Annotated in this window: 21 protein-coding genes; 18 read left to right on the top strand and 3 right to left on the bottom strand. The window is 72.4% G+C overall.

Annotation, left to right across the window (positions count from 1 at the left end):
* Positions 1-256 precede the first annotated feature (256 nt).
* Positions 257-667 carry a RidA family protein gene (locus tag ACWCPW_RS39465; RefSeq protein WP_449766420.1) on the top strand — a complete coding sequence of 137 codons (411 nt, stop codon included), beginning with the start codon at positions 257-259 and terminating at the stop codon, positions 665-667.
* Positions 668-768: 101 nt separating this feature from the next.
* Positions 769-1,587, top strand: coding sequence for an SAM-dependent methyltransferase (locus tag ACWCPW_RS39460; protein ID WP_449766419.1), 819 nt, complete (start codon positions 769-771; stop codon positions 1,585-1,587).
* Positions 1,588-1,701: 114 nt separating this feature from the next.
* Here ACWCPW_RS39460 and ACWCPW_RS39455 read toward each other — a convergent pair whose 3' ends face one another.
* A complete protein-coding gene (locus ACWCPW_RS39455) occupies positions 1,702-2,580 on the bottom strand; it encodes a PaaX family transcriptional regulator (protein WP_449766418.1) in 879 nt (292 codons plus the stop codon).
* 284 nt (positions 2,581-2,864) lie between these two features.
* On the opposite strand from ACWCPW_RS39455, the gene ACWCPW_RS39450 reads away from it, so the two are divergent.
* The 6 genes from ACWCPW_RS39450 to ACWCPW_RS39425 all read left to right on the top strand — a co-directional run bounded on the left by ACWCPW_RS39450 (position 2,865) and on the right by ACWCPW_RS39425 (position 8,423).
* Positions 2,865-3,800, top strand: a complete 936-nt coding sequence (locus ACWCPW_RS39450) for an SDR family NAD(P)-dependent oxidoreductase (protein WP_449766417.1) — start codon at positions 2,865-2,867, stop codon at positions 3,798-3,800.
* On the top strand, positions 3,797-4,702 hold the full coding sequence (locus tag ACWCPW_RS39445) for an amidohydrolase family protein (RefSeq protein WP_449766416.1): 906 nt from the start codon (positions 3,797-3,799) through the stop codon (positions 4,700-4,702). The genes ACWCPW_RS39450 and ACWCPW_RS39445 overlap by 4 nt, the downstream gene beginning before the upstream one ends.
* Before the next feature lie 64 nt (positions 4,703-4,766).
* Positions 4,767-6,314, top strand: coding sequence for an acyl-CoA synthetase (locus tag ACWCPW_RS39440; RefSeq protein ID WP_449766415.1), 1,548 nt, complete (start codon positions 4,767-4,769; stop codon positions 6,312-6,314).
* 131 nt (positions 6,315-6,445) lie between these two features.
* Positions 6,446-6,913 carry a MaoC family dehydratase gene (locus ACWCPW_RS39435; RefSeq protein WP_449766414.1) on the top strand — a complete coding sequence of 156 codons (468 nt, stop codon included), beginning with the start codon at positions 6,446-6,448 and terminating at the stop codon, positions 6,911-6,913.
* Positions 6,914-7,022: 109 nt separating this feature from the next.
* Entirely contained in the window at positions 7,023-7,259 is a 237-nt protein-coding gene (locus ACWCPW_RS39430; RefSeq protein WP_449766413.1) for a hypothetical protein, read from the top strand.
* 162 nt (positions 7,260-7,421) lie between these two features.
* Positions 7,422-8,423 carry an XdhC family protein gene (locus tag ACWCPW_RS39425; protein WP_449766412.1) on the top strand — a complete coding sequence of 334 codons (1,002 nt, stop codon included), beginning with the start codon at positions 7,422-7,424 and terminating at the stop codon, positions 8,421-8,423.
* Between the two features lie 93 nt (positions 8,424-8,516).
* On the opposite strand, the gene ACWCPW_RS39420 is transcribed toward ACWCPW_RS39425, so the two are convergent.
* Complete coding sequence (locus ACWCPW_RS39420) at positions 8,517-9,521, bottom strand: LacI family DNA-binding transcriptional regulator (protein ID WP_449766411.1); 1,005 nt, start codon at positions 9,519-9,521, stop codon at positions 8,517-8,519.
* A gap of 576 nt (positions 9,522-10,097) precedes the next feature.
* Between ACWCPW_RS39420 and ACWCPW_RS39415 the strand changes: the two genes are divergently transcribed.
* The 9 genes from ACWCPW_RS39415 to iolD all read left to right on the top strand — a co-directional run bounded on the left by ACWCPW_RS39415 (position 10,098) and on the right by iolD (position 20,025).
* A complete protein-coding gene (locus ACWCPW_RS39415) occupies positions 10,098-11,150 on the top strand; it encodes a Gfo/Idh/MocA family protein (protein WP_449766410.1) in 1,053 nt (350 codons plus the stop codon).
* A complete protein-coding gene (locus ACWCPW_RS39410) occupies positions 11,150-12,091 on the top strand; it encodes a TIM barrel protein (protein WP_449766409.1) in 942 nt (313 codons plus the stop codon). Before ACWCPW_RS39415 ends, ACWCPW_RS39410 begins: the two co-directional genes overlap by 1 nt.
* Before the next feature lie 215 nt (positions 12,092-12,306).
* On the top strand, positions 12,307-13,302 hold the full coding sequence (locus ACWCPW_RS39405; RefSeq protein ID WP_449766408.1) for a sugar ABC transporter substrate-binding protein: 996 nt from the start codon (positions 12,307-12,309) through the stop codon (positions 13,300-13,302).
* A complete protein-coding gene (locus tag ACWCPW_RS39400; RefSeq protein ID WP_449766407.1) occupies positions 13,299-14,423 on the top strand; it encodes an ABC transporter permease in 1,125 nt (374 codons plus the stop codon). Before ACWCPW_RS39405 ends, ACWCPW_RS39400 begins: the two co-directional genes overlap by 4 nt.
* A complete protein-coding gene (locus ACWCPW_RS39395; protein ID WP_449766406.1) occupies positions 14,420-15,340 on the top strand; it encodes an ATP-binding cassette domain-containing protein in 921 nt (306 codons plus the stop codon). The genes ACWCPW_RS39400 and ACWCPW_RS39395 overlap by 4 nt, the downstream gene beginning before the upstream one ends.
* On the top strand, positions 15,337-16,332 hold the full coding sequence (gene iolC, locus ACWCPW_RS39390; RefSeq protein WP_449766405.1) for a 5-dehydro-2-deoxygluconokinase: 996 nt from the start codon (positions 15,337-15,339) through the stop codon (positions 16,330-16,332). Before ACWCPW_RS39395 ends, iolC begins: the two co-directional genes overlap by 4 nt.
* The gene (locus tag ACWCPW_RS39385) at positions 16,329-17,246 is read left to right on the top strand and encodes a Cgl0159 family (beta/alpha)8-fold protein (RefSeq protein ID WP_449766404.1); all 918 of its coding nucleotides are present in this window, start codon (positions 16,329-16,331) and stop codon (positions 17,244-17,246) included. The genes iolC and ACWCPW_RS39385 overlap by 4 nt, the downstream gene beginning before the upstream one ends.
* The gene (gene iolB, locus ACWCPW_RS39380) at positions 17,243-18,145 is read left to right on the top strand and encodes a 5-deoxy-glucuronate isomerase (protein WP_449766403.1); all 903 of its coding nucleotides are present in this window, start codon (positions 17,243-17,245) and stop codon (positions 18,143-18,145) included. The genes ACWCPW_RS39385 and iolB overlap by 4 nt, the downstream gene beginning before the upstream one ends.
* Positions 18,142-20,025 carry a 3D-(3,5/4)-trihydroxycyclohexane-1,2-dione acylhydrolase (decyclizing) gene (iolD, locus tag ACWCPW_RS39375; protein ID WP_449766402.1) on the top strand — a complete coding sequence of 628 codons (1,884 nt, stop codon included), beginning with the start codon at positions 18,142-18,144 and terminating at the stop codon, positions 20,023-20,025. Before iolB ends, iolD begins: the two co-directional genes overlap by 4 nt.
* 86 nt (positions 20,026-20,111) lie before the next feature.
* Here iolD and ACWCPW_RS39370 read toward each other — a convergent pair whose 3' ends face one another.
* Entirely contained in the window at positions 20,112-20,939 is an 828-nt protein-coding gene (locus ACWCPW_RS39370) for an inositol monophosphatase family protein (protein WP_449766401.1), read from the bottom strand.
* A 1,271-nt stretch (positions 20,940-22,210) separates the two neighbouring features.
* Here ACWCPW_RS39370 and dnaK point away from each other — a divergent pair.
* Positions 22,211-23,376, top strand: a 1,166-nt coding sequence (gene dnaK / locus ACWCPW_RS39365) for a molecular chaperone DnaK (RefSeq protein WP_449766400.1), incomplete at its 3' end; no start/stop codon positions are given.

Here is a 23,376-nt window from a genome sequence, read left to right as displayed (position 1 = left end):
CCGGGAGATGTTCCGCGCACCCGGTACCCTCCGCGCGCGATCGGCGATGGGTGCGCATTGCGGAGAGGGGAAATCACCGAGGTGGATCGCATAATAGTAATTGATGGTGTGCCGCATATCGGGATTCCCACGCCCCACTCGCCGAATGGTGGGCGGGTGGTGTTCGACCGCAGGTGTCGAGGCATGCGAATCCGGCATGACCGTCCTGCGCAACATGCGCTGGTGCCATGGGTTTCGGGCGGGTGAGGATGTCGCCATGACGAAGAACCGGCGGCTGACGCGTATCTCCTCGCCGGCGGGCGTATCGCCCGCGCACGGCTACAGCCACGTGGTGACCGGTCCCGGTCGGCTGGTCGTGATCTCCGGGCAGGTGGCGACCGACGAACACGGCGAAACGGTCGGCGCGGGGGATCCGGCCGCCCAGGCGCGGCAGGTGTTCACGAATCTGCGCCGGTGCCTCGCGGCGGTGGGCGCGACGTTCGACGACGTCGTCAAACTCACCCACTTCACCACCGATATCGCGTACTTGACGAGCATCGGCGCGGCCTGGGACGAGTTCGTCGATCCCGAGCACGAACCGGCCAGTTCGACGGTCCAAGTGGCCGCGTTGGTCCGGCCCGAACTGCTCCTGGAGGTCGAGGCACTCGCCCTGGTGCCCACCCCGTAGCGGCGACTTCCCTTCCGCATAACGGAGTTCGCTATTTCCGAGCGTCCCGGCGGCTAGGATCGGCGCGACATTTCGACGCCGCTCGGCGACCTGGGGGATCTGTGCGTGAGCAGGGCGAAAGTCGGCGGGAGTGGAGCGCGCGCGGAGTCGACGTGAGCGTGCCCAGCATCGCGCGGGTGTACGACGCGGCGCTCGGCGGCAAGGACAACTTCGCCGTGGACCGGGCCGTGGCCGACCGTTTGACGAGCGCGGTGCCCGGAGCCCGCGAGTGCGCGTTGTCGAACCGGGCGATCCTCGCGCGCGGGGTGCGCTTCCTGGTGGAACAGGGCATCGACCAGTTCATCGACCTGGGTTCGGGCCTGCCGTCGGCGGAGAACACGCACCAGATCGCGCAGCGCCACCAGCCGCACTCGTCGGTCGTCTACGTCGACATCGACCCGATCGTGCTCGCGCACGGACGGGCGCTGCTCGCGGAGAACTCGCGCACGCGCGTGGTCACGGCCGACGCGCGTGATCCCAAGGCGGTGCTCGCGCTTCCGGCCGTCCGCGAACTCATCGACCTCGACCGCCCGGTGGGCCTGCTGATGGTCGCGATCGTGCACCACCTGGAGGACGACGAGGACCCGGCCGGCATCGTCCGCGCGTACCTGGAGCAACTCCCGTCCGGAAGCTACCTGTTCCTGACCCACTTCTGGGCCAACGGCACGCCGGAGGCCGCGGTGATCGAGGAGGTGCTGCACGGCGCGCACAACACCGGGCGGTTCCGGTCCCGGGAGGAGATCGCCGGCTTCTTCGACGGCCTGGACCTGGTCGAACCCGGCCTGGTCAACCTCCCGTTGTGGCGTCCGGAGGAGAAGGTTCCCGATCCGCTGCCGGTGTCCGGCACGCTGCTGCTGGGCGGGATCGCCCGCAAGCCGTAGCCGGTTGGCGGCCTGGTCTGCCTGGTCTGCCTGGTCTGCCTGGGCGGCCTGGGCAGCTTTCCGGTCGCCTTCCCCGTTCGGCGGCCGGTCAGGCGGTTCGGGCGGTGGTTCGGGTCAGTTCGTCGTGGCGGTGCGGGCCGGCCGCAGGGACGCGTCGAACGCGTCGCGGGCGAGTTGTTCGCAGCGGTCGTGGAGTGCGTGGAAGGCGGCGGCCGAGCGGGCGGCGGGCCAGTCGGGTCCCAGGTGCGCGGCCGGCAGGCCCGGGTCGGTGCGCAGCAGGTGGATCCAGTCGGCCAGGACCGAGGCCAGCAGCGGCAACGGGTCGCCGGTGTCCGGGTCGTGCCGTTCCCACCGGGAGAGGAAGGCCTCGTGGGCGGCGCGTAGCGCGTCGGGGTCCCAGGCGCGGCGGACCAGGCGATGCATCCGTGTGGGCGGCAGCGGTTGGGCGGCGAACGCGTCGAGGAAGGAGTCCTCGGCGTCGGGCAGGTCCAGACCGGCCAGGGCCTCGGTGATGTCGACGGTGCCGGGTGCGATCCACAATCCGTCCCGGGCGCAGCCGAATCCCGCCCATTGCAGCCGGGACCGCAACTGGTGGCGCAGGTCCCGGTGGTGTTCGGGGAGCGAGAAGGACAGCAGGGTCCACCGATCGTCGCGGTGTTCGAACGGGGTGCGGGACAACACCCGACCCTTGCCCTGGAGCAGCACGTTTCGGCAGGCCGGACTGATCGTGTAGACGGCTTCGCGGCCGTCGCGACCGCGGTGCAGCAGGTCGCGGTGCACCATGCGGTTCAAGGTCGCGCGTGCGGCGGGGGCGGCGACGCCGAGGCGGTCCAGCGCGTCCAGGAACACGCGCGAGGGCAGGGGCGTGGTGTGCCGGTCCAGGACTACGCCGGCCAGCAGTGCGAGCAGCAATTCCTGCGGGCGCGACACGACCGGAAGCACGGTCGCGGCGGACGGGGGCGCCGGGGTCGACGGCGGGGCGGTGCTCGACATCGCGGTGTGGGTTTCCCTGACTCTCGGGGCCTTCGAGGCACGGTGTTCGAGGCGGCGGCAACGTACGGCGCGGGTGGCCGGACGGACCGGCGCGCCCGGGTCGACCGTACCAAGACCCACGTCGAGATGTGAAACACAATCTTGACGGGCGTGAGAATCATGCCTAACTTCAGGGGTGTGGCGGAGCGCCGAGGCAGGCTCCCGCCCTTCCCGTTCGCCATTCCCGAGCCCTCGCCCGGTGCCCGACGGCACCGGCGGGCGGGCATCTTCCGAAGGACGTGCGCATGGACGCATCGAACCCGCTGGACCTGCACGGCAAGGTCGCCGTGGTCACCGGCGCGGGCCGAGGCCTGGGCCTGGCCTACGCGTCCGCGCTGGCCGAGGCCGGTGCGGCGATCGTGGTCAACGACCTGGACCCGGCCGTCGCCGAGGCCGCCGCCGCGCGGATCGTGTCCGCCGGCCACCGTGCCGTCGCCGTGCCGGGCCCGGTCGACTCCGCCGAGGTCGCCGACGAACTGGTGGCCCGCGCGGTGCGCGACTTCGGGCGCCTGGACGCGATGGTCACCAACGCGGGCATCCTGCGCGACAAGGTGCTCTGGAAGATGAGCGACGAGGACTTCGACGCCGTCGTCGCCGTCCACCTGCGCGGCACCTTCACCTGCGCCCGGGCCGCCGCCCGGCAACTGCGCGAACAGGGCGAGGGCGGCTCGCTGGTGATGGTCGGCTCCCCGGCGGGCCAGCGCGGCAACTTCGGGCAGACCAACTACGCGGCGGCCAAGGCCGGCATCGCCGCGATGGTGCGCACCTGGTCGATGGAACTGGCCCGGTCCGCGATCACGGTCAACGCCGTCGTCCCGATCGCCGCCACCGCCATGACCGAGTCGATCCCCGCCTTCGCGCCGTACGTGGCGGGGCTGCGCGAGGGCGTGCCACTGCCGGACTTCCTGCGCAAGGGCGAGGGGTTCGGCACCGTCGAGGACTGCGCCGCGCTGGTGCCGTTCCTGGTCTCGGACGCGGCGCGCGCGGTCACCGGCCAGTGCATCGGCATCGGCGGCGACAAGCTGGCCCTGTGGTCGCACCCCCAGGAGGTCGCCGTCGCCTACGCGGACGGCGGGTGGAGCCCGCGGGGCATCGCCGACGTGTGGGCGACCGGACCCGGCCGCGAGCCGCAGACCGTCGGGATCCCCGCCCCGCGCGTCCCGGACGGGGCGACCCGATGAGCGCCGCGCCCTACCGCCCCGCGTTCGACCTCGACGCGCTGACCGCGATCGACGTGCACACCCACGCCGAGGTCTCCACCCGGGGCGCCGCATCCCTGGCGGACGACCTGCACGACGCGTCGTCCGCGTACTTCAAGGTGGCCGGGAAGCGCAAGCCCACCCTGCCGGAGATGGCCGCCTACTACCGCGAACGCCGCATGGCCGCCGTGGTGTTCACGGTCGACGCGGAGCACGCCACCGGCACCGCGCCGGTGCCCAACGACGAGGTCGCGGAAGCCGCGGCCGCCAATGCCGACGTGCTCATCCCGTTCGCGTCCATCGACCCCTTCCGCGGCCGCGCCGGGGTGCGCGAGGCCCGACGGCTGATCACCGAGTACGGCGTGCGCGGCTTCAAGTTCCATCCCTCGATCCAGGGCTTCCACCCCAACGACCGCATGGCGTACGGCCTGTACGAGGTGATCGAGGAGCTCGGCGCGATCGCGCTGTTCCACACCGGGCAGACCGGCATCGGCGCCGGCCTGCCCGGTGGCGGGGGGATCCGGCTCAAGTACTCCAATCCGATGCATGTCGACGACGTGGCCGTCGACTTCCCGCATCTGAAGATCATCCTGGCGCACCCCTCGTTCCCGTGGCAGGACGAAGCGCTCTCGGTCGCCACCCACAAGCCGGAGGTCTACATCGACCTGTCCGGCTGGTCGCCGAAGTACTTCCCGGCGCAACTGGTGCAGTACGCCAACACCCTGCTCCAGGACAAGGTGCTGTTCGGCTCCGACTACCCGGTGATCAGCCCGGAACGCTGGCTGGCCGACTTCGCGCAACTGCCGATCAAGGACCACGTCCGTCCGAAGATCCTCAAGGACAACGCCGCCCGCCTGCTCGGTCTGTCCGGTCTGTCCGGCTGACCCACGCGTGCCGGTCGGCACCGCCCCGCTCCGCCCGACCGGCCCTCACCTCTCAGGGGGAACCGTGCGCCACACCGCGCGCAACCAAGGACTGGGTTCGTGGACCGCGCGCCGCGCCCGCAGGAGTCCGGACCGCACCGCACTCGTCCACCAGGGTCCGGACGGCCGGCCCGTTCGGCACAGCTACGCCGAACTACACGCCCGTACCCGCGCGATCGCCGCCACCCTGCGCGAGCGACACGGGGTACGGCCCGGCGACCGGGTCGCCTATCTGGGACCCAATCACCCAACGTTCCTGGAGACGCTGTTCGCGACCGGCCGGCTGGGCGCGGTGTTCGTACCGCTGAACACCCGCCTGACCGTATCGGAGATCGCCTACCAACTCGCCGATTGCGGTGCGCGGGTGCTCGTGCACGCGCCCACTCACGACGCGCTGGTGCGCGAACTGCCCACCGCACCGGGCTCGCCGACGCCGCTGCCACTGGCCCGACTGGCGGCGACGGATTCGCTCCCGGGCGACCTGGACGCCGAACTCGACGACGCGCCGGGGACGTTGGACGACCCGTGCATGATCATGTACACCTCCGGCACCACGGGCCGACCCAAGGGCGCCGTGCTCACCCACGGCAACATCACCTGGAACAGCTTCAACGTCCTGATCGACCAGGATCTGGCCGCGGACGAGGTCGCGTTGGTGTCCGCGCCGCTGTTCCACACCGCCGCGCTGAACATGCTCGCGCTGCCCGTGCTGCTCAAGGGAGGGGCCTGTGTGCTCGCCGAACGCTTCGACGTGGACGCCACGTTCGACGCGATCGCCCGGCACCGGGTGACCGTGATGTTCGGCGTGCCGGCGATGTTCCGGCAACTGGCCGACGCGCCGCGCTGGGTCGACGCGGACCTGTCCTCGCTGCGGCTGCTCAACTGTGGTGGCGCACCCGTGCCCCCGGCGCTGATCACCGCCTACCAACGGCGCGGCCTGAACTTCTGCCAGGGCTACGGGATGACCGAGGCCGCGCCGGGAACGCTGTTCCTGGCCGCCGAACACGCCGTCGACAAGGCCGGATCCGCTGGAGTCCCGCACTTCTTCACCGACGTGCGCGTCGCGCGCCCGGACCTGACCGAGGCCGCTCCCGGCGAGGTCGGCGAGGTCGTCGTACGCGGCCCCAACGTGATGCCCGGCTACTGGGGCCTGCCGCGCGAGAGCGCCGACGCGTTCACGGACGGCTGGTTGCGCACCGGTGACGCCGCCCGTACCGACGAGGACGGTCACGTCACCATCGTCGACCGGATCAAGGACATGATCATCTCGGGTGGCGAGAACGTCTACCCGGCCGAGGTGGAGAACGCCATCGCCGGCCACCCGGACGTCGCCGAGTGCGCCGTCTACGGTGTCCCCGACGCCCGCTGGGGCGAAGTCCCGCACGCAACGGTGGTGTTGCGGCCGGGAGCGAGTGCCGGCGGGGACGACATCCTGAGCTTTCTCGACGGCCGACTGGCCCGGTACAAGCTGCCCAAGGCCGTCCACGTACTGCCCGTGCTGCCTCGCAACGCCGCCGGCAAGGTGCTCAAGGCCGAGCTGCGCGGCGGGGGCGACTCCGCCGCGGACCGCTGAAGCGCCTCATCTCCCGGCGGGGTTCGCCTTCCTTGCCCTCCTCCTTCCTTCCTTCCGCCGCCGGTTCGCGCTGTCGCGCCCGCACTTCCTCCCGATCCGGACTCCGGCTTTCGCCGGGTCACCGACAACCGATGGAGCAACCCGTGACCCTGATCGTGCACTTCGACGAACTCGCCACCCTGGCAGGCAAGGATCTGGGCGCCAGTGCCTGGATCGACGTCACGCAGGAACGCATCGACACGTTCGCCGACGCCACCGACGACCACCAGTGGATCCACGTGGACGTCGCCCGTGCCGCGACCGGGCCGTTCGGCGGTCCCATCGCACACGGCTACCTCACGCTGGCGCTGTTCATCCCGGCCTTCGGCGAGTTGTTGGAGGTCGAGGGCGTCACCACCAAGGTCAACTACGGCCTCGACAAGGTGCGCTTCCCCGCTCCCGTCCCGGCCGGCGCCCGGATCCGGCTGACCGCCCGGGTCGCCGACGTCGAGGCCGTGGCGGGCGACGGTGTACAGATCACCGTGGACGGAACCATCGAGATCGACGGCGGCACGAAGCCGGCATGCGCCCTGCGGAGCATTTCGCGTTTCTATCGCTGATCGTCGGCGGTACGCGCCCGTGCCTCGCGTCGGCGCCGCCCCGGGAGCGTGTGGTGGGTCGCACGCGAGGCTCCCGGGGCGTCGATCGTCGTCGTTGGGGTCTTCGGCCATGACGATCAGACTCACCGACGCCGAGATCAATCATCTGGTCCCCCGCCCCGAGGTCGACTTCCACGAACTCGATGTCCCACAGCCTCGGCCCCGGGACGCCGAGCCTGCCGCCCGGCTGCTGGTGGACACCCTGCGCGCGCATGACCTACCGCTCGATGATCTGCGCTACTCGGCGTGGTTGAACAGGAGCGACCGCATGCTGAACCTCTACGGACTGGGCCTCGCGGCCGAGTGACTGCGATCCCGAAAATGCGTGGCAGATGCGAGGTTGATATGATATTCGGCTTGCATATGCCGAGGATTTCATATGGCCCTGCCGGCGGATGCCGACTTCTATCCTGGGTGCCTGCGGTGCGGCGGTGGGCCGTGCGGGCTGGGCGGGCGAGAGGGGTCGGCGATGCGGGAGTTGGCGGAGAGCGCGCTGCGGTGGGTCGCGGAGGGGCGGCCGGGGCTGTTGGTTCGGGCGGTGACCGAGCAGGGCTTCGGGCCCCGGCGTCCGTACGATGCGCTGCTTGTGGACGGGGGCAGCGATGCGGTCGGGTCGCTGTACCAGGGGGCGTTCGACGCCCACCTCGGCGACGAGGCGTCGCGGGCGCCGTTGCACGGGTCGTCCTGGATCTGCCCGGTCGCGATCCACGACCGTGAGGCGGCCGACGCGGGCCTGACGTGTGGCGGTCAGGCCGAGGTGCTCCTGCAGCCGCTCGACTCGGTGCCGCGGCAGTGGTGGGAGCTGCTGTCGCGCGGGGAGGGCGCGGCACTGATCACCGGATTGGACGAGACGGGCGCACGCTGTACGTCGGTGGTCGCCACGGCGGACGGCGTGGTCGTCCCGGAGGGGCCGGTCGATCCGTCGGCGGTCGAGCACGCGGTCGGGATGTTGCGGCGGCACCGGGCCGGGCGCGACGTGCGGTACACGGAGGGCGGGCTGACGCTGATCGAGGTCGCTCCGCCGGTACCGCGCCTGCTGATCGTCGGGAGCGGGGAGCTGGTGACCCTGCTCGTCGCCCAGGGGCGGCTGCTCGGCTGGATGGCGACCGCCGCGCGGGACGCGGACCCGGCACTGCGCTGCGTCGCCGAGCACCCGGACTCGGTGTGCCTGGTGATGTTGAGCCACGACGCGGACGTCGACGTCCCGGTGCTGAGCGCCGCCCTGGGCGCCGGGGTGCCGTACGTGGGCGCCCTGGGCTCGCGCCGCACCCAGGGGCGGCGGGCCGAACGGCTCCTGGCGGCGGGCGTACCCAAGGCCCGGGTGGAGTCGGTGCACGGGCCGATCGGCCTCGAACTGGGCGCCCGCACCCCGGCCGAGACGGCACTGGCGGTGTGCGCGGAGATCCTCGCGGTCCTCGACGGGCGCACCGGCAGGTCGCTGAGCGAGGCGACCGGTCCGATCAACGCCTGAGCGAGGCGAACGGACGATCAACTCAACGCCTGAGCGAGGCGGCCGGTCCGATCAACGCCCGAGCGGTGTGGTGCCGGTCGTGGGGCGGGCGGGTCAGGGGCAGCGGGGTGGGGCCGTGCTGGTGCGGATCACCAGTTCCGGGTGGAGCAGGTGGCGGGCGGCCTTGGTGCGTTCGCCGCGCAGGCGTTGCAGGAGGGTTTCGGTGGCCAGTCGGCCCATCTCCTCGCGCGGCTGGTTGATCGTGGTCAGGCCGATGTGTCGCAGGCCGGCCAGGTGGGTGTTGTCGTAGCCGACCACCGAGACGTCCTGGGGCACCCGCACGCCGGACGCGGACAGTTCGCCGATGATGCCCACCGCGTTGAAGTCGTTGGCGGCGACGATGGCGGTCGGCAGGGTGTCGCCCTCCAGCAGGTCCCGCGCGGCCCGGGCACCGCCCGTGTCGGTGTATTCGCTCGGCACGACGCACAGGTGGCGGTGCAACGCCAGGCGTTCCATGGCCTGTTCGTAGCCGCGGCGGCGGACCGCGGCCTGGGAGCCGGCGCCGCCGTCCACGTGCACGATGTCGCGATGGCCGAGCGCGGCCAGGTGTTCGACGGCCAGGGCCGATCCGGTGGCACCGTCGTCGTTGACGGTGTCCACCCGGGCGGACCGGACGCTCCGGGCCACCAGCACGGTGGGCACCTGGGCGCCGGCGTCCTCGATCGCGGCGGTCTCCACGACCGGGCCGAGCAGGACCAGGCCGGCGGGGTGGAATTGCAGCAGGCGTTCCAGACTGCGGCGTTCGTGCGCGGGGCGGCGTCCGCCGGTGCCCAGGATGATGTCCATGCCGCAGGCGTGCGCGGCGGCCTCGACGCCGTCGACCACCTCGGCGAAGTACGGGTTGTGCAGATCCGAGATCATCACGCCGAGCGTGCTGCTGCTGCCGGTGGCCAGGGTGCGGGCGTTGAGGTTGGGGCGGTAGCCCAACTCGCGGGCGGCGGCCAGGACGGCCTGCCGGCGGGCCTCGCTGACCTTGGGCGAGTCGCGCATCACCAGCGACACGAGCGAGCGGGAAACCCCGGCGCGGGCGGCGACGTCCTCGAGGGTGGGACCGGACACTGATGCTCACCTTTCTCCCGATGCGGAGCCGTCGGTCGGATCGTTCGACACCGCGGCGATCGGCTCTTCGCCGACCCGGGGGTTCGACGTTCGCCGATGCGACGCGTACGACGACACGGTGGATCCGCGACCCGCACCTCCGCGACCCCACCCCACGCGCTGCCGCACCTCGGCGACCGCGCGACCGGGCCGTCGGCCACACCGCGACCCGACGACCGACAGCCGTGGAACCGAGATTACACGGATGGAGCGCTCCAAAGAATGGAGCGCTCCACAGGGGTGCGGCCCGGGTCCGGCGCGGGTGGCCCGCACCGATCGGCCGAGTGGCTGTATTGCCCATCGATTCACGGGTTTCGGCGGCGTTAAGCGAACGTTACGAGTGACTCTTGACACGCTCGGACGGCGGGTATCAGTCTTGGGGCGTTCCCGGATTGGAGCGCTCCAAAAGTGGAGCGCTCCAATCCGAAGGCTCCGGGATTCCGCTCGTCGAACGAGCCGGCCGCCGGTCGGCCGCCGACAACCCGCTCGGCGGCCCACTCGCGGCCACCCGCCCACTGTCCACTGTCCACGGGAGAAATGAATCTGATGCGTATCGGAGTCGCAGGTGTGGGGCGGATCGGCGCGATGCACGCGCGGAACCTCACGAGCCTGGAGACGGTCGACAAGCTCGTCCTGTTCGACCCGCAGCCGGGTCGCGCGGACGCCCTCGCCCGGGAACTCGGCGCCGAGGCGGTCGGTGACCTGGAAACCCTGCTCGCCGAGGTCGACGGGGTCGTGGTGGCGACCCCGACCGACACCCACCCGCAGATGTTGCGGCGGACCGTGGCCGCCGGCGTCCCGACCCTGTGCGAGAAGCCGATCGCCTCGGACATCGCCGCGATGATCGCCCTGATCGCCGATGTGGAGGCGAGCGGGGTGCCGGTCCTGGTCGGTTTCCAACGCCGCTTCGACCCGGCCGTGGTGGAGTTGAAGCGCCGCCTCGACGCGGGCGAGACCGGTACGCCCTACCTGGTCCGCGCGGTCGGCCAGGACGCCGCGCCACCCGATTTCGGCTACCTGCCCGCGTCCGGCGGGATCTTCCGCGACCTGCTCATCCACGACCTGGACGCGGTGCCGTGGTTGCTCGGCGAACCGGTCGTCGAGGTGTTCGCCAGCGGCTCGGTCCTGGTGGACGAGGCGTTCGCGAAGGCCGACGACGTGGACAACGCGGTCGTGGTGCTGCGCTTCGCGAGCGGGGCGCACGCGGTGCTCACCGGCGGCCGGCACGACCCGGCGGGCTACGACCACCGGATCGAGGTGCTGGGCTCGGCCCAGTCGCTCGCGGTGGGCCTGGACCCCCGGACGCCGGTGACCTCGCTCGAGGCGGACGGCCCGCAGGCCGGTCCCGACGCCTACCCCGGCTTCCCCGAGCGCTTCGCCCTCGCGTACGGCAACGAGATGCGGGTGTTCGTCGAGGTGGTCGCCGGCCGGATGGCCAACCCGTCCCCGATCGGCGACTCGCTGGGCAGCCTGGTGTTGGCCGACGCGTGCGAGCGGTCCCGGCGCGAGGGCCGGCCGATCGACCCGGCCGCCGTACTCGCCGCCGCGAGCGCGGGCCCCGTCGCACCGATCGGCTCGGAGGTGGCGTGATGACCAGCCCGACCACGCCGTCCGCCGCGACCACGCCGGCCGCCCCGACCGCCTCGTCCGCCCCGGCCCCGCTCGATCCGCGGCTCGCCGGTGCGCCGATCTCCTGGGGAGTGTGCGAGGTGCCCGGCTGGGGTCCGGTGTTGCCCATGGACACCGTGCTCGGCGAGATGGCCGCCCTCGGCCTGACCGCCACCGAACTCGGCCCACCCGGCTACCTCCCGGACGACCCCTCGGTGCTCAAGGGTGTCCTGGAAGCCCACGACCTCACCCTGGTCGGCTCGTTCGCCGCGCTCGTGCTGCACGAGCGCGACCGCGTCGCCGAGTCGGCGGCGAGCGCCGAGCGTACGGCCGAGTTGATCGCCGCGGCCGGTGGCGAGGTGCTCGTGCTCGCGGCGGCCACCGGCCTGGACGGCTACGACACCCGGCCCGAACTGTCCGACGCCCAGTGGCGGTGCCTGATCGACACGGCCGCCCACGTCGCGCGGATCGCCCGGACGTACGGCCTGCGCGCCACGCTGCATCCGCACGTCGGCACGCACGTGGAGACCGCCGCGGAGGTCGAGCGCTTCCTGCGGGACAGCGAACTGCCGCTGTGCCTGGACACCGGTCACCTGCTGATCGGCGGGACCGATCCGCTCGACCTGGTCCGCCGGCACCCCGAACGCATCGGGCACGTCCACCTCAAGGACGTCCACGAGGACACCGCCGCGCTGGTGCGATCCGGCGCGCTGACCTACGCCGACGCCGTCGGGCGGGGCCTGTACCGTCCGCTCGGCGACGGCGACGTCCCGGTCGCCGAGATCGTCGCGTCGCTGCGGACGGCCGGGTACCGCGGCTGGTACGTGCTGGAACAGGACACCCGGCTGACCGACGACCCGGCCGACGCCGACCTGCCGCGCCACGACACCGCGCGCGGCCTGGCCCACCTGCGCGGCAACTGACGCCGCCGGTTCGCCCCCACACGTTGCGCGGGGCCGGCGGGTCGTCGCGCCCTTGCCGGCCGCCCGGCTGGGTACGACACCCCCAGCGAATCGCCGCCCGCACCCGCCGCAGCCGTCCACCCGCCGACGCCGACGCCGACCCGTACCGATCCAGGACCGACTCCCGACGCGACCCGTTCGTCCCGACCGCCCACCGTCTTGACGAGGAGTAATCGATGCCCCGACGTTCTCTCGGATTCGCCGCCGCCCTGGGCGTTTCCGCGCTCGTCCTCGCCGCGTGCAGCAGCCCGTCCGGCAGCGACCCGGATACCAAGAACACCCCCAACGGCGCCCCGACCGGCGCGCCCAAGGGCAACAACACCGTGGCCGTGATCACCCACGGCTCGGCGGGGGACGCGTTCTGGAGCGTCGTCCAGAACGGCGCCCAGGACGCGGGCAAGAAGCTGGGCGTGGACGTCCAGTACCAGGGCAACGGCGACCCGGCCGGTCAGGCCCGGTTGATCGACAACGCGGTCACCCAGGGCGTGGGCGGCATCGTGGTCTCGATGGCCAATCCGGACGCGCTGGCCAATTCGATCAAGGCGGCCGGCGCCAAGGGCATCCCGGTGATCACCATCAACTCGGGGCAGGCCAAATCCACCGAGTTCGGCGCGATCGCGCACGTCGGCCAGGACGAGTCGATCGCCGGCGAGGCGGCCGGCGCCAAGCTCAAGCAGGCCGGCCGGACGAAGATGTTGTGCGTCATCCACGAGGCGGGCAACATCGGCCTGAACCAGAGATGCGACGGCGCCAAGGCCGGCTTCGGCGGTGCGACGCAGACCCTCCAGGTGGACATCGGCAACCCCACCGACATCCAGGCCCGCATTCGCGGCGCGCTCCAGTCGGACTCCTCGATCGACGCCGTGCTCGCGCTCAACCCGCAGGTGGCCGCGGTCGCGGTGGGTGCCGTGGGCGACGCGAACTCCAAGGCGCAGATCGCCACCTTCGACCTCAACCCGGACGTGGTCACCGGGATCAAGGACGGCAAGATCGTCTTCGCGGTGGACCAGCAGCAGTACCTCCAGGGCTACCTGCCGGTGATGATGATCAAGCTCTACCGGGACAACGCCAACACCGTCGGCGGTGGCAAGCCCGTACTGACCGGTCCCGGATTCGTCGACAAGAACAACGTCGGCGCGGTGGCCGAGTACGCGCAGCGGGGGACCAGATGACGATGAGTCCCTCGACACCCTCGATGCCGTCCGAGGCGGCGGGCCCCGCGCCCGGCGCCGCCGGCAGCGCACCCGGTGCCGCGCCGCCCACCGCGTCCGGCAAGGACGAACGGGTCGCGCCCGCCACCCTCGCGCACCGGCTGCTGATCCGGCCCGAGCTGGGTTCGCTGATCGGCGCCGTGCTGGTCATGTGCTTCTTCTCGATCGTCGCCGACGGGTTCTTCACCGCGTCCGGGGCGGCGACCTGGCTGGACGACTCGGCCACGCTGGGCATCATGGCGGTGGCCGTGGCGCTGCTGATGATCGGCGGCGAGTTCGACCTGTCGGCCGGCGTGATGACCGCCTCGACCGCGCTCATCACGGCGATGCTGGCGACCCGGGCGGGCTGGTCGGTGTGGCCCGCGCTCGCGGTGTCCCTGGTGTTCGCGCTCGCGGTCGGCGCGCTCAACGGCTGGCTCGTGGTGCGTACCGGACTGCCCAGCTTCATCATCACGCTGGGCACGTTCCTGGCCCTGCAGGGCCTCAACCTCGGCGTCACCCGGCACGTGACGAACAGCGTCCAGGTCAGCGGGATGCGCTCCACCGACGGCTACGAGTCGGCCGGGCGGTTCTTCGCCTCGACGATGGCCGTCGCCGGTACCGAGATCCAGGTCTCGGTGTTGTGGTGGCTGCTGCTGGCGGCGCTGGCGACCTGGGTGCTCGCGCGGACCCGGTTCGGCAACTGGATCTACTCCGTGGGCGGCGCGCCGGTCAGCGCGCGCAACGTCGGCGTCCCGGTCGACCGCACCAAGATCGTGCTGTTCATGACGACCGCGGGCGCCGCCTGGCTGGTCGGCTCGATCAACATCCTGCGCTACACCTCGGTCCAGGCCAATCAGGGCATCGGCCTGGAATTCCAGTACATCATCGCCGCGGTGATCGGCGGTTGCCTGCTCACCGGCGGCTACGGATCGGCGATCGGCGCCGCGGTGGGCGCGCTGATCTTCGGCATGGCCCGTCAGGGCATCGTCTACGCGAAGTGGAACAGCGACTGGTTCCAGCTCTTCCTGGGCGTGATGTTGCTGGCGGCCGTCCTGGTCAACAACTCCTTCCGGCGCCGCGCGGAGAGGTCCCGTCGATGACGAATCCGGAATCCGGCCCGACGGCCGAAGAGCCGACCACCGTCGAGAGCGCCGCGGCACGGGAGCCGGGCGCGACCGGGGCCGCCGTCGAGGCGGCGGGCGCCACCCGGGTCGGGGCGAGCACCCGCGCCGCCGACGCGCACCTGCTCGAACTGCGCGGTGTCGGCAAGCGGTTCGGCAGCGTGATCGCGCTCGACGAGGTCTCCACCTCGGTCGACGCCGGCGAGGTGACCTGCGTCCTGGGCGACAACGGCGCGGGCAAGTCCACCTTCATCAAGATCCTGGCCGGCGTGCACGCGAACGACAGCGGCGAATACCTCGTGGAGGGCGCGCCGGTCCGGTTCTCCTCGCCCCGGCAGGCGCTCGATCGGGGCATCGCCACGGTCTACCAGGACCTGGCCGTGGTGCCGCTGATGAGCGTGTGGCGCAACTTCTTCCTCGGCTCGGAACCGCGCAAGGGACGCGGTCCGTTCTCCCGGCTCGACATCGCACAGGCCCGGAGCACCGCCCGTCGCGCGCTGCTGGACATGGGCATCGACCTGCGCGACGTCGAACAGCCGGTGGGTACGCTCTCCGGCGGCGAACGCCAGTGCGTGGCCATCGCGCGGGCCGTGCACTTCGGCGCGAAGGTGCTGATCCTCGACGAGCCGACCGCCGCGCTCGGCGTCAAGCAGGCCGGCGTGGTGCTGCGCTACATCGCCCGGGCCCGCGACCGGGGTCTGGGCGTCGTGTTCATCACGCACAACCCGCACCACGCCTACCCGGTGGGAGACCGCTTCCTGCTGCTCAACCGGGGGCGCAGCCAGGGTTGTTTCGGCAAGGACGAGATCACCTTGGCCGAACTCACCCGACAGATGGCCGGCGGTGCGGAACTGGAGGCGCTGGCACACGAGTTGGGCGCGGGAGCGCAGACATGACGGCGCCCGAGCGAGCCCCCGCGTCCGCGGCCGGCGCCGGCATCGAGGTCCTCACCGTCGGGCGGGTGGGCGTGGACCTGTACCCGCAGCAGAGCGGCGTCCCGCTCGACCGCGTCGAGAGCTTCGCCAGATCGCTCGGCGGCACCGCCACCAACGTGGCGGTCGCCGCCGCCCGGCTCGGCCGTCGCTCCGCCGTGCTGACCAAGGTCGGCCCCGACCCCTTCGGCACGTTCGTGCGCACCGCGCTGGCCGACTTCGGCGTCGACCCGGCGTGGGTGGCCACGCACGAACGGCTGCTCACCCCGGTGGTCTTCTGCGCGCTCGACCCGCCCGAGGATCCGCCGCTGCTGTTCTACCGACTCCCGGTCGCCCCCGACCTCACGCTCACCGACGACGACGTGCCGTGGGACCTTGTCCGCGACGTGCCGGTGTTGTGGGTGACCGGCACCGGCGTGAGCACCGAGCCCTCGCGCGGCACCCACCGCCGGATGCTCGCCGTGCGCGGCCGGCGTACGCACACCGTGCTCGATCTCGACTATCGGCCGATGTTCTGGCCCGACCGGGAGACCGCCGCCCGCCGGATCGGCGAACTCGTCGACGAGGCCACGGTGGTGGTGGGCAATCGCACCGAGGTGGAGGTCGCGGTGGGCACCGCCGATCCGGACGAGGCGGCCCGGCGGCTGCTCGACCGCGGTGTCCGCCTGGTGCTGGTCAAGAAGGGCGCCGACGGCGTGCTGGTGGCCACCGCCGACGGCAGCGCCACGGTCGCCCCGCGCCGGGTCGAGGTGGTGTGCGGGCTCGGCGCCGGCGACGCCTTCGGCGGGGCCCTCGCACACGGCCTGCTCGCCGGCTGGGAGCCGACCCGGATCGCCGAGTACGCCAACGCCGCCGGGGCGCTGGTCGCCGGCCGACTCGCGTGCGCCGACGCGATGCCCACCGACGCGGAAATCGAGAAACTCGTGAACCACCCGATGCTGGAGACCCGAACGTGATCAGCGACCGCGACTGGACCAACCTGCTGGCGACCCGGGCGAATCGCCCCGACGCGGTGTTCGCGGCGTACGCCGAGCGCCGGCGCCGACCGCGGCTGCTCTCCGCGCGGGGCACGCTCTTCCTGGTCGCCGCCGACCACCCCGGGCGCGGCTCGCTCGGGGTGGGCGCCGATCCGCTGGCCATGGCCGATCGGCGCGACCTGCTCGGCAGGCTGGTCCAGGCGCTCGAACACCCGGACGTGGACGGCGTCCTGGGCACCCCCGACGTGATCGAGGAACTGCTGCTGCTGGGCGCGCTCGAGGACAAGGTGGTGATCGGCTCGATGAACCGGGGCGGGCTGGCCGGCGCCTCCTGGGAGATCGACGACCGCTTCACCGGCTACGACGCGGACGCCATCCGCCGCCATCGGCTCGACGGCGGCAAGATGTTGCTGCGCATCGTCGACCAGGACGCCGGCACGATACCCACGCTGGAGGGCTGCGCCCGGGCGGTGAGCGAACTGGCCGAGCACGGCATCCGCGCGATGGTCGAGCCGCTGCCGTACCGGCGCGACGCCTCCGGGCGGCTGATCCTCGATCGCGGCACCGCCGCGAACGTCCGCGCGGTCACCGTGGCCTCGGCGCTGGGCACCACGTCCGCCTACACCTGGCTCAAGCTGCCCGCGACCGAGGAGCCGGACAAGGTGGTCGGCGCGACCACCCTGCCCACCGTGGTGCTGGGCGGCGTGCCGTCCGCCGACCCGCGGGCCGACCTGTCCTCGTGGGGGCGCGCGCTCGCCCAACCGGCCGTGCGCGGCCTGGTGGTCGGTCGCGCGCTGCTCTACCCGCCCGACGGCGATGTGCGCGGCGCGGTGGACGCGGCCGCGCGGGTCCTGCGCGCGGCGAATCCGCGCGCGGTGGAGGTGATCGCGTGAACGAGCCGACCCTGTTCCACCCCTGGGGCACCGCCGGCGCCGGTGACGACCCGCTGCTGATCACCCCCGAACTCGCCGGATGGCGCTACAGCGGCCTGCGGGTGATCCACCTGCCGCCGGGCGGCGAGCGGGTCCTGGCGACCGGGGAGCACGAGGTCGCGGTGATCCCGCTGGCCGGCTCGGTGACCGTGCAGACCGAGGGACGGCGGTTCGAACTGGCCGGACGCGAAAGCGTGTTCACCGCCGTGTCGGACTTCGCGTACGTGCCGCGCGACGCCGAACTGCGGCTGTCCGCCGCGCACGGCTGCCAACTCGCGCTCGCCTCGGCCCGCGCGACCCGGCGGCTGGATCCGGCGTACGGTCCAGCGGCCGGCGTGCCGGTCGAGGTGCGCGGCGCCGGGCGCGCGACCCGACAGGCGAACAACCTGATGACCCCCGACGCGTTCGAGGCGGACAAACTGATCGTCTGCGAGATCCTCACCCCGGACGGCAACTGGTCCTCCCACCCGCCGCACAAGCACGACACCGCGAGCGCGCACGAGAGCGTCAACGAGGAGATCTACTTCTTCCGGGTGGCCGGCCGGGACGGCCGCACACCCGACCGGACCGGCTTCGGTCTGCACCGCACCTACACCACCGACGGCACGATCGACGAGACGGTGACCGTGCGCGACGGCGACGTCTTCCTGGTCCCGCGCGGCTACCACGGCCCGTGCGTGGCCACCCCCGGGCACCACCTCTACTACCTCAACGTGATGGCCGGTCCGGCCGACGAGCGCGCGATGCTCGCCTGCGACGACCCCGCCCACCACTGGATGCGCGCGAGTTGGGCCGAGGACGAACCCGACCCCCGCTGCCCGCTGACCCCGCTGCCCGCGCCGAACGGAGGAACCCGATGAGCCCGCCCACGACCGGCGCGACCGTACGGCTGACCACCGCCCAGGCCCTGGTGCGCTGGATGGTGGCGCAGGAGAGCGAACTCCTCGACGGCGGCCGGGCCGCACTGTTCCCCGGCGTGTTCGCCATCTTCGGCCACGGCAACGTGCTCGGCCTGGGCGACGCGCTGCACGAGGCGGGCGAGCGCATGCCGGTCTGGCGCGGCCAGAACGAACAGGGCATGGCGCTGGCCGCGGTCGGGTACGCGCGGGCCACCGGGCGCCGCCGGGTGTTCGCCGCCACCTCCTCGATCGGGCCCGGCGCGCTGAACATGGTCACCGCCGCGGGCGTCGCGCACGCCAATCGGCTGCCGCTGCTCCTGCTGGTCGGCGACACGTTCGCGAGCCGCGCCCCCGATCCGGTGTTGCAACAGGTCGAGCACTTCCACGACCCGAGCACGACGGTCAACGACGCCTTCCGCGCGGTGAGTCGCTACTGGGACCGGATCACCCGCCCCGAACAGTTGATCGCCACCCTCCCGCAGGTGGCCCGGGTGCTGACCGACCCGGCCGACTGCGGGCCGGTCACCCTCGCCCTGCCGCAGGACGTGCAGGCGCAGGCGTACGACTTCCCGCTGAGTCTGTTCGAGCCGCGTCTGCACCGGATCCGGCGGCCGCGCCCGGATCTGGCCGAACTCGAGGACGCGGCGGACCTGTTGCGCGGCGCCGAACGTCCGCTGCTGGTGGTCGGCGGCGGCGTGCGCTACTCCGGCGCCGCCGGCGAGGTGTTGCGGCTGGCCCGGGCGCACGGTGTCCCGTTCGCCGAGACAGTGGCCGGGCGCACCCTGCTGCCGCACGAGGACCCGCTGCACGCCGGACCGCTGGGGGTGACCGGCTCGGCCTCGGCCAACGCGCTCGCCGCCGACGCCGACCTGGTCCTGGCCGTCGGCACCCGTCTCCAGGACTTCACCACCGCGTCCTGGAGCGTCTTCGCCGCCGACGCGCGCCTGGTGTCGATCAACGCGGCCCGGTTCGACGCGGTCAAGCGGCGCGCCGCACCGGTGACCGGGGACGCCCGCGAGGCGTTGCGCGAACTCGGGCCACTGCTGGGCGAATGGCGGGCGGACCCGGCGTGGACCGCTCGGGCCGAGCGCGAACGGCGGGCCTGGGACGCCACGATCGACCGGCTGCGGGCGCCCGCCGACCCGGCCGAGCCGCCGACGTACGCGCAGGTGGTCGGCGTGGTGAACACCCTGGCCGGCGCCGACGACTACGTACTCACCGCCGCCGGCGGGCTGCCCGGCGAACTGGTCGGCGGCTGGCGGGCCTCGGGCGAGGTCGGGGCGGCGACGATGGACGTCGAGTACGGCTTCTCCTGCATGGGCTACGAGATCGCCGGCGCGTGGGGCGCGGCGATGGCCAGGCCGGCGGGCGTGGTCACCGCGCTGCTCGGTGACGGCTCCTATCTGATGCTCAACTCGGAGCTGTACTCGGCGGTCCTGTCCGGGCACCGGTTCGTCGCGGTGGTCTGCGACAACGGCGGCTACGCGGTGATCGCCCGGCTGCAACAGGGCCAAGGCGCGGCGCCGTTCAACAACATGATCACCGACTGCCGGGGCCCCGGCGCCGCCGCGGACGTGCGGGTCGACTTCGCCGCGCACGCCGCGGCCCTGGGTGCCGAGGTGTTCACCGCCGACACCGTCGAGGAGTTGACGAAGGCGTACGCGGCGGCGCGGGCGGCACGCGGGCCGGCCGTGGTGGTCGTCCGCACCCGGCCCGATCGCTGGACCGAGGCCGGCGCGTGGTGGGAGGTGGGGGTGCCGCAGGTGTCGGCGCGAGCGGAGGTGACCGCGGCGCGCGAGCGCATGGACCTGGCCCGGGCCGAGCGGGAACGCAAGGGCTGAGCACGTCGCGGGCCCGCGCTCGGTGGTCGCCCACCGAGCACGGGCCCGATCCGTCGGCTCCCGTTCGCTGCGGCGATCAGGCGGCGTCAGGCGGCGATCGGCCGGCTGGGCAGCCCGGCGCCGGCCCTGGCCTGGGCGAACGAACGCAGCAGGCGGTCGTGGATGGCGCCGTTGGAGGCCACCAACTCCCCGTCGCCGGGCTTCCAGTCGTCGCCCTCGAACGTGGTGGCCCGACCGCCGGCCTCACGCACCAGGATCGCGCCCGGGGCCCAGTCCCACGGACCGCAGCGCTGCTCCCAGTACGCGTCGAGGCGGCTCGCCGCCACCCAGGACAGGTCGATGCCGGCGCAGCCCAGGCGGCGCACGTCGCGGGTGTCGTTGACCACGGACAGGAACTCGGCCAGGTTGTTGTCCGGGTCGGTGGCCCGGGACGGCGGGAAGCCGGTGGCGATCACGCTGCGGCCCAGCGTGCGGGTGTCCGACACGTGCAGCCGCTTGCGGCCCTCGTAGGCGCCCCGGCCGGCCTCGGCCCAGTAGGTCCGACGCCGGGTCGCGTCGGCGACCACGCCGAGCGCGAGCCGCTCGCCGTCCCAGAACGCGATGGCGCACGCGTAGTGCGGCAGTCCGTGTGCGAAGTTGGTGGTGCCGTCGAGCGGATCCACGAACCAGGTCGGTCGGCGCAGGTCCAATTCGGCGAGCCCGCCGCCCTCTTCGCCGACCACCGCGTCCTGCGGGTAGTGGCTGCTCAGCCAGGCCCGGACCAGTTTCTCCACCCGTACGTCGGTCGCGGTGACCAGGTCCGCGGCTGAGGACTTGAGCCGGATCCGCCGGGGCCGCCCGGCACGGCGGATGATCTGGGCGGCCTCGCGCGCGATCCGCAGGGCCGCGAGCGTACGGGGAAGGGGGAAGACCACGGTTGTCGCTCCTTGCCTACGACGGTCGATGAGACCGATGCCCGATCGACCGCGGCCGTGGACCGGCCCGCGCGATCGCCCGCGACCCCCGCCCCACGCGAAAGTCGTCCCTGCATCGGGTCGCCGTCGTGCAATAGATTGCCCCTGCATTATGTCGAGGCCCGCCGCCGTCCACCACCAGGTTGGCCGCCCGCCCGGGGGCACGCGTCGCGACGCCGGTCCACTCGGCGGTGTACAGCCGGCCGCGCGCCGGGTCGACGGCCACCCACGGCACGCCCTTGTCGTGCGGAGGTTGCGGGAGTTCGTACGCGGTGCCGGTGAACTCCGGGGTCTGCGCGTCGAACAGCGCGACGCGTGGCGGTGCGGCTCGGGCGGGGACGTCGACGCATCGGGACGAACCTCCGACTCGGTCGTGGCACGCGGCATCCGTCACCGCGCGCACGGGAGTTACGGGACCCGGACGGTCACCGATCGAACTCGGACGCTGCCGGCAGATCCCCTCGGACCCACCGCTGCCGAGCCCGTTGCGATGAACACTCGCCGACCTCCACTGGACGCACCCGCCACCGGGCGTACCCGCCACCGGGCGTACCCGCCACCGGGCGTACCCGCCACTGGGCGCACCCGACCACCGGGCGGGCCCGCCACCGCACGACGCCGTCGACCCCGGCGGGGTCCGCAGGGTGTGCATCCGAAGGGTGACGGCGCGCTCACCCGACGGGCGGGGGCGCGCACCGTCGTCGGCGGTCCGCACCCGCCGGGCGGACGCGACGCGACGGCGGTGCCGGTGGGGCGGGCGGGTGTCCGCCGCCAGGGCGTGTCTTCAATCCCCCGCCGAGCTCCACGACGCCCGGCACCGCATCCGCCCTGCGGGCTCCTCGCTGCGCTCGCCGCCCCGGAGAAACGCCCGAATAGAACCTATGCGGGCGCTTCTCCGGCACGCCGATGCACGGCATCCGCCCTCCGGGCTCCTCGCTGCGCTCACGCCGCGGAGCCCGACGGGGGATTGAAGACACGCCCTGGAAGTGCGGCGTTCGCGGCGACGAACCGTGTGGTCGTGGTCACTGTTCGTGGGATGTGCGGGGTGGTTGGGCCGGTTGTGGTTGACATGGGGATGTGTGGGTCATATTCCGGAGGTAGTACCCGCACGGCCGCAAGGCACGAGAGCCCGGTGGCGGTCCCGTGGGTCGGGGGCGGTCGCGGCGTTCGGGGTGCCGGGGCGTGGGAGCGGGGTGAGCCACCGGAGCGCTCGACGTTCTAGGAGCGTCTTCATGGCACGTCCGGTCGGTATCGATCTCGGCACGACGAATTCGGTGGTCGCGGTTCTGGAGGCCGGTGAACCCACCGTGATCGCGAACGCGGAAGGAGCGCGGACGACGCCGTCGGTGGTGGCGTTCGCGAAGAACGGCGAGGTGCTGGTCGGTGAGGTGGCCAAGCGCCAGGCGGTGACCAACGTCGAACGCACCGCGCGGTCGGTGAAGCGGCACATGGGCGACAACACGTGGCACTTCCCCGACGTCGGCGACATCGACGGCAAGCGGTACACGGCGCAGGAGATCTCGGCACGGGTCCTGCAGAAACTCAAGCGCGACGCCGAGGCGTACCTGGGCGAGAAGGTCACCGACGCGGTCGTCACGGTGCCGGCGTACTTCGACGACGCGCAACGACAGGCGACCAAGGAGGCCGGGGAGATCGCCGGTCTGAAGGTGTTGCGCATCGTCAACGAGCCGACGGCGGCGGCGCTGGCGTACGGCCTGGACAAGGTGCGCGACCAGATGATCCTGGTGTTCGACCTGGGCGGCGGCACGTTCGACGTGTCGCTGTTGGAGATCGGCGAAGGCGTCGTGGAGGTCAAGGCGACGCACGGCGACACCCACCTGGGCGGCGACGACTGGGACCAGCGGGTGATGGACCACCTGGTCAAGCAGTTCAAGAACGCCCATGGTGTGGACCTGTCCAAGGACAAGATGGCCCTCCAGCGGCTGCGCGAGGCGGCGGAGAAGGCCAAGGTGGAGTTGTCCAGCGCGACGGAGACCTCGATCAACCTGCCCTACATCACGGCCTCGGCCGAGGGCCCGCTGCACCTGGACGAGAAGCTCACCCGGGCCCAGTTCCAGCAGTTGACGGTCGATCTCCTGGAGCGTTGTCGCGGGCCGTTCCACGCGGCGATCGAGGACGCGGGCATCTCGGTGAGCGAGGTCGACCAGGTGGTCCTGGTGGGTGGCTCGACCCGGATGCCGGCCGTCACCGAGTTGGTGCGCGAGTTGACCGGTGGCAAGGAGCCGAACAAGGGCGTGAACCCGGACGAGGTCGTCGCGGTGGGTGCCGCGCTTCAGGCGGGCGTGCTCAAGGGTGAGGTCAAGGACGTCCTGCTGCTGGACGTGACGCCGCTGTCGCTTGGTATCGAGACCAAGGGCGGCATCATGACCAAGCTGAT

It is taken from the genome of Embleya sp. NPDC001921, from assembly GCF_053594475.1.
Note: the sequence above shows the minus strand (reverse complement) of the source record. Positions and strands in the feature narration are given on the sequence as shown.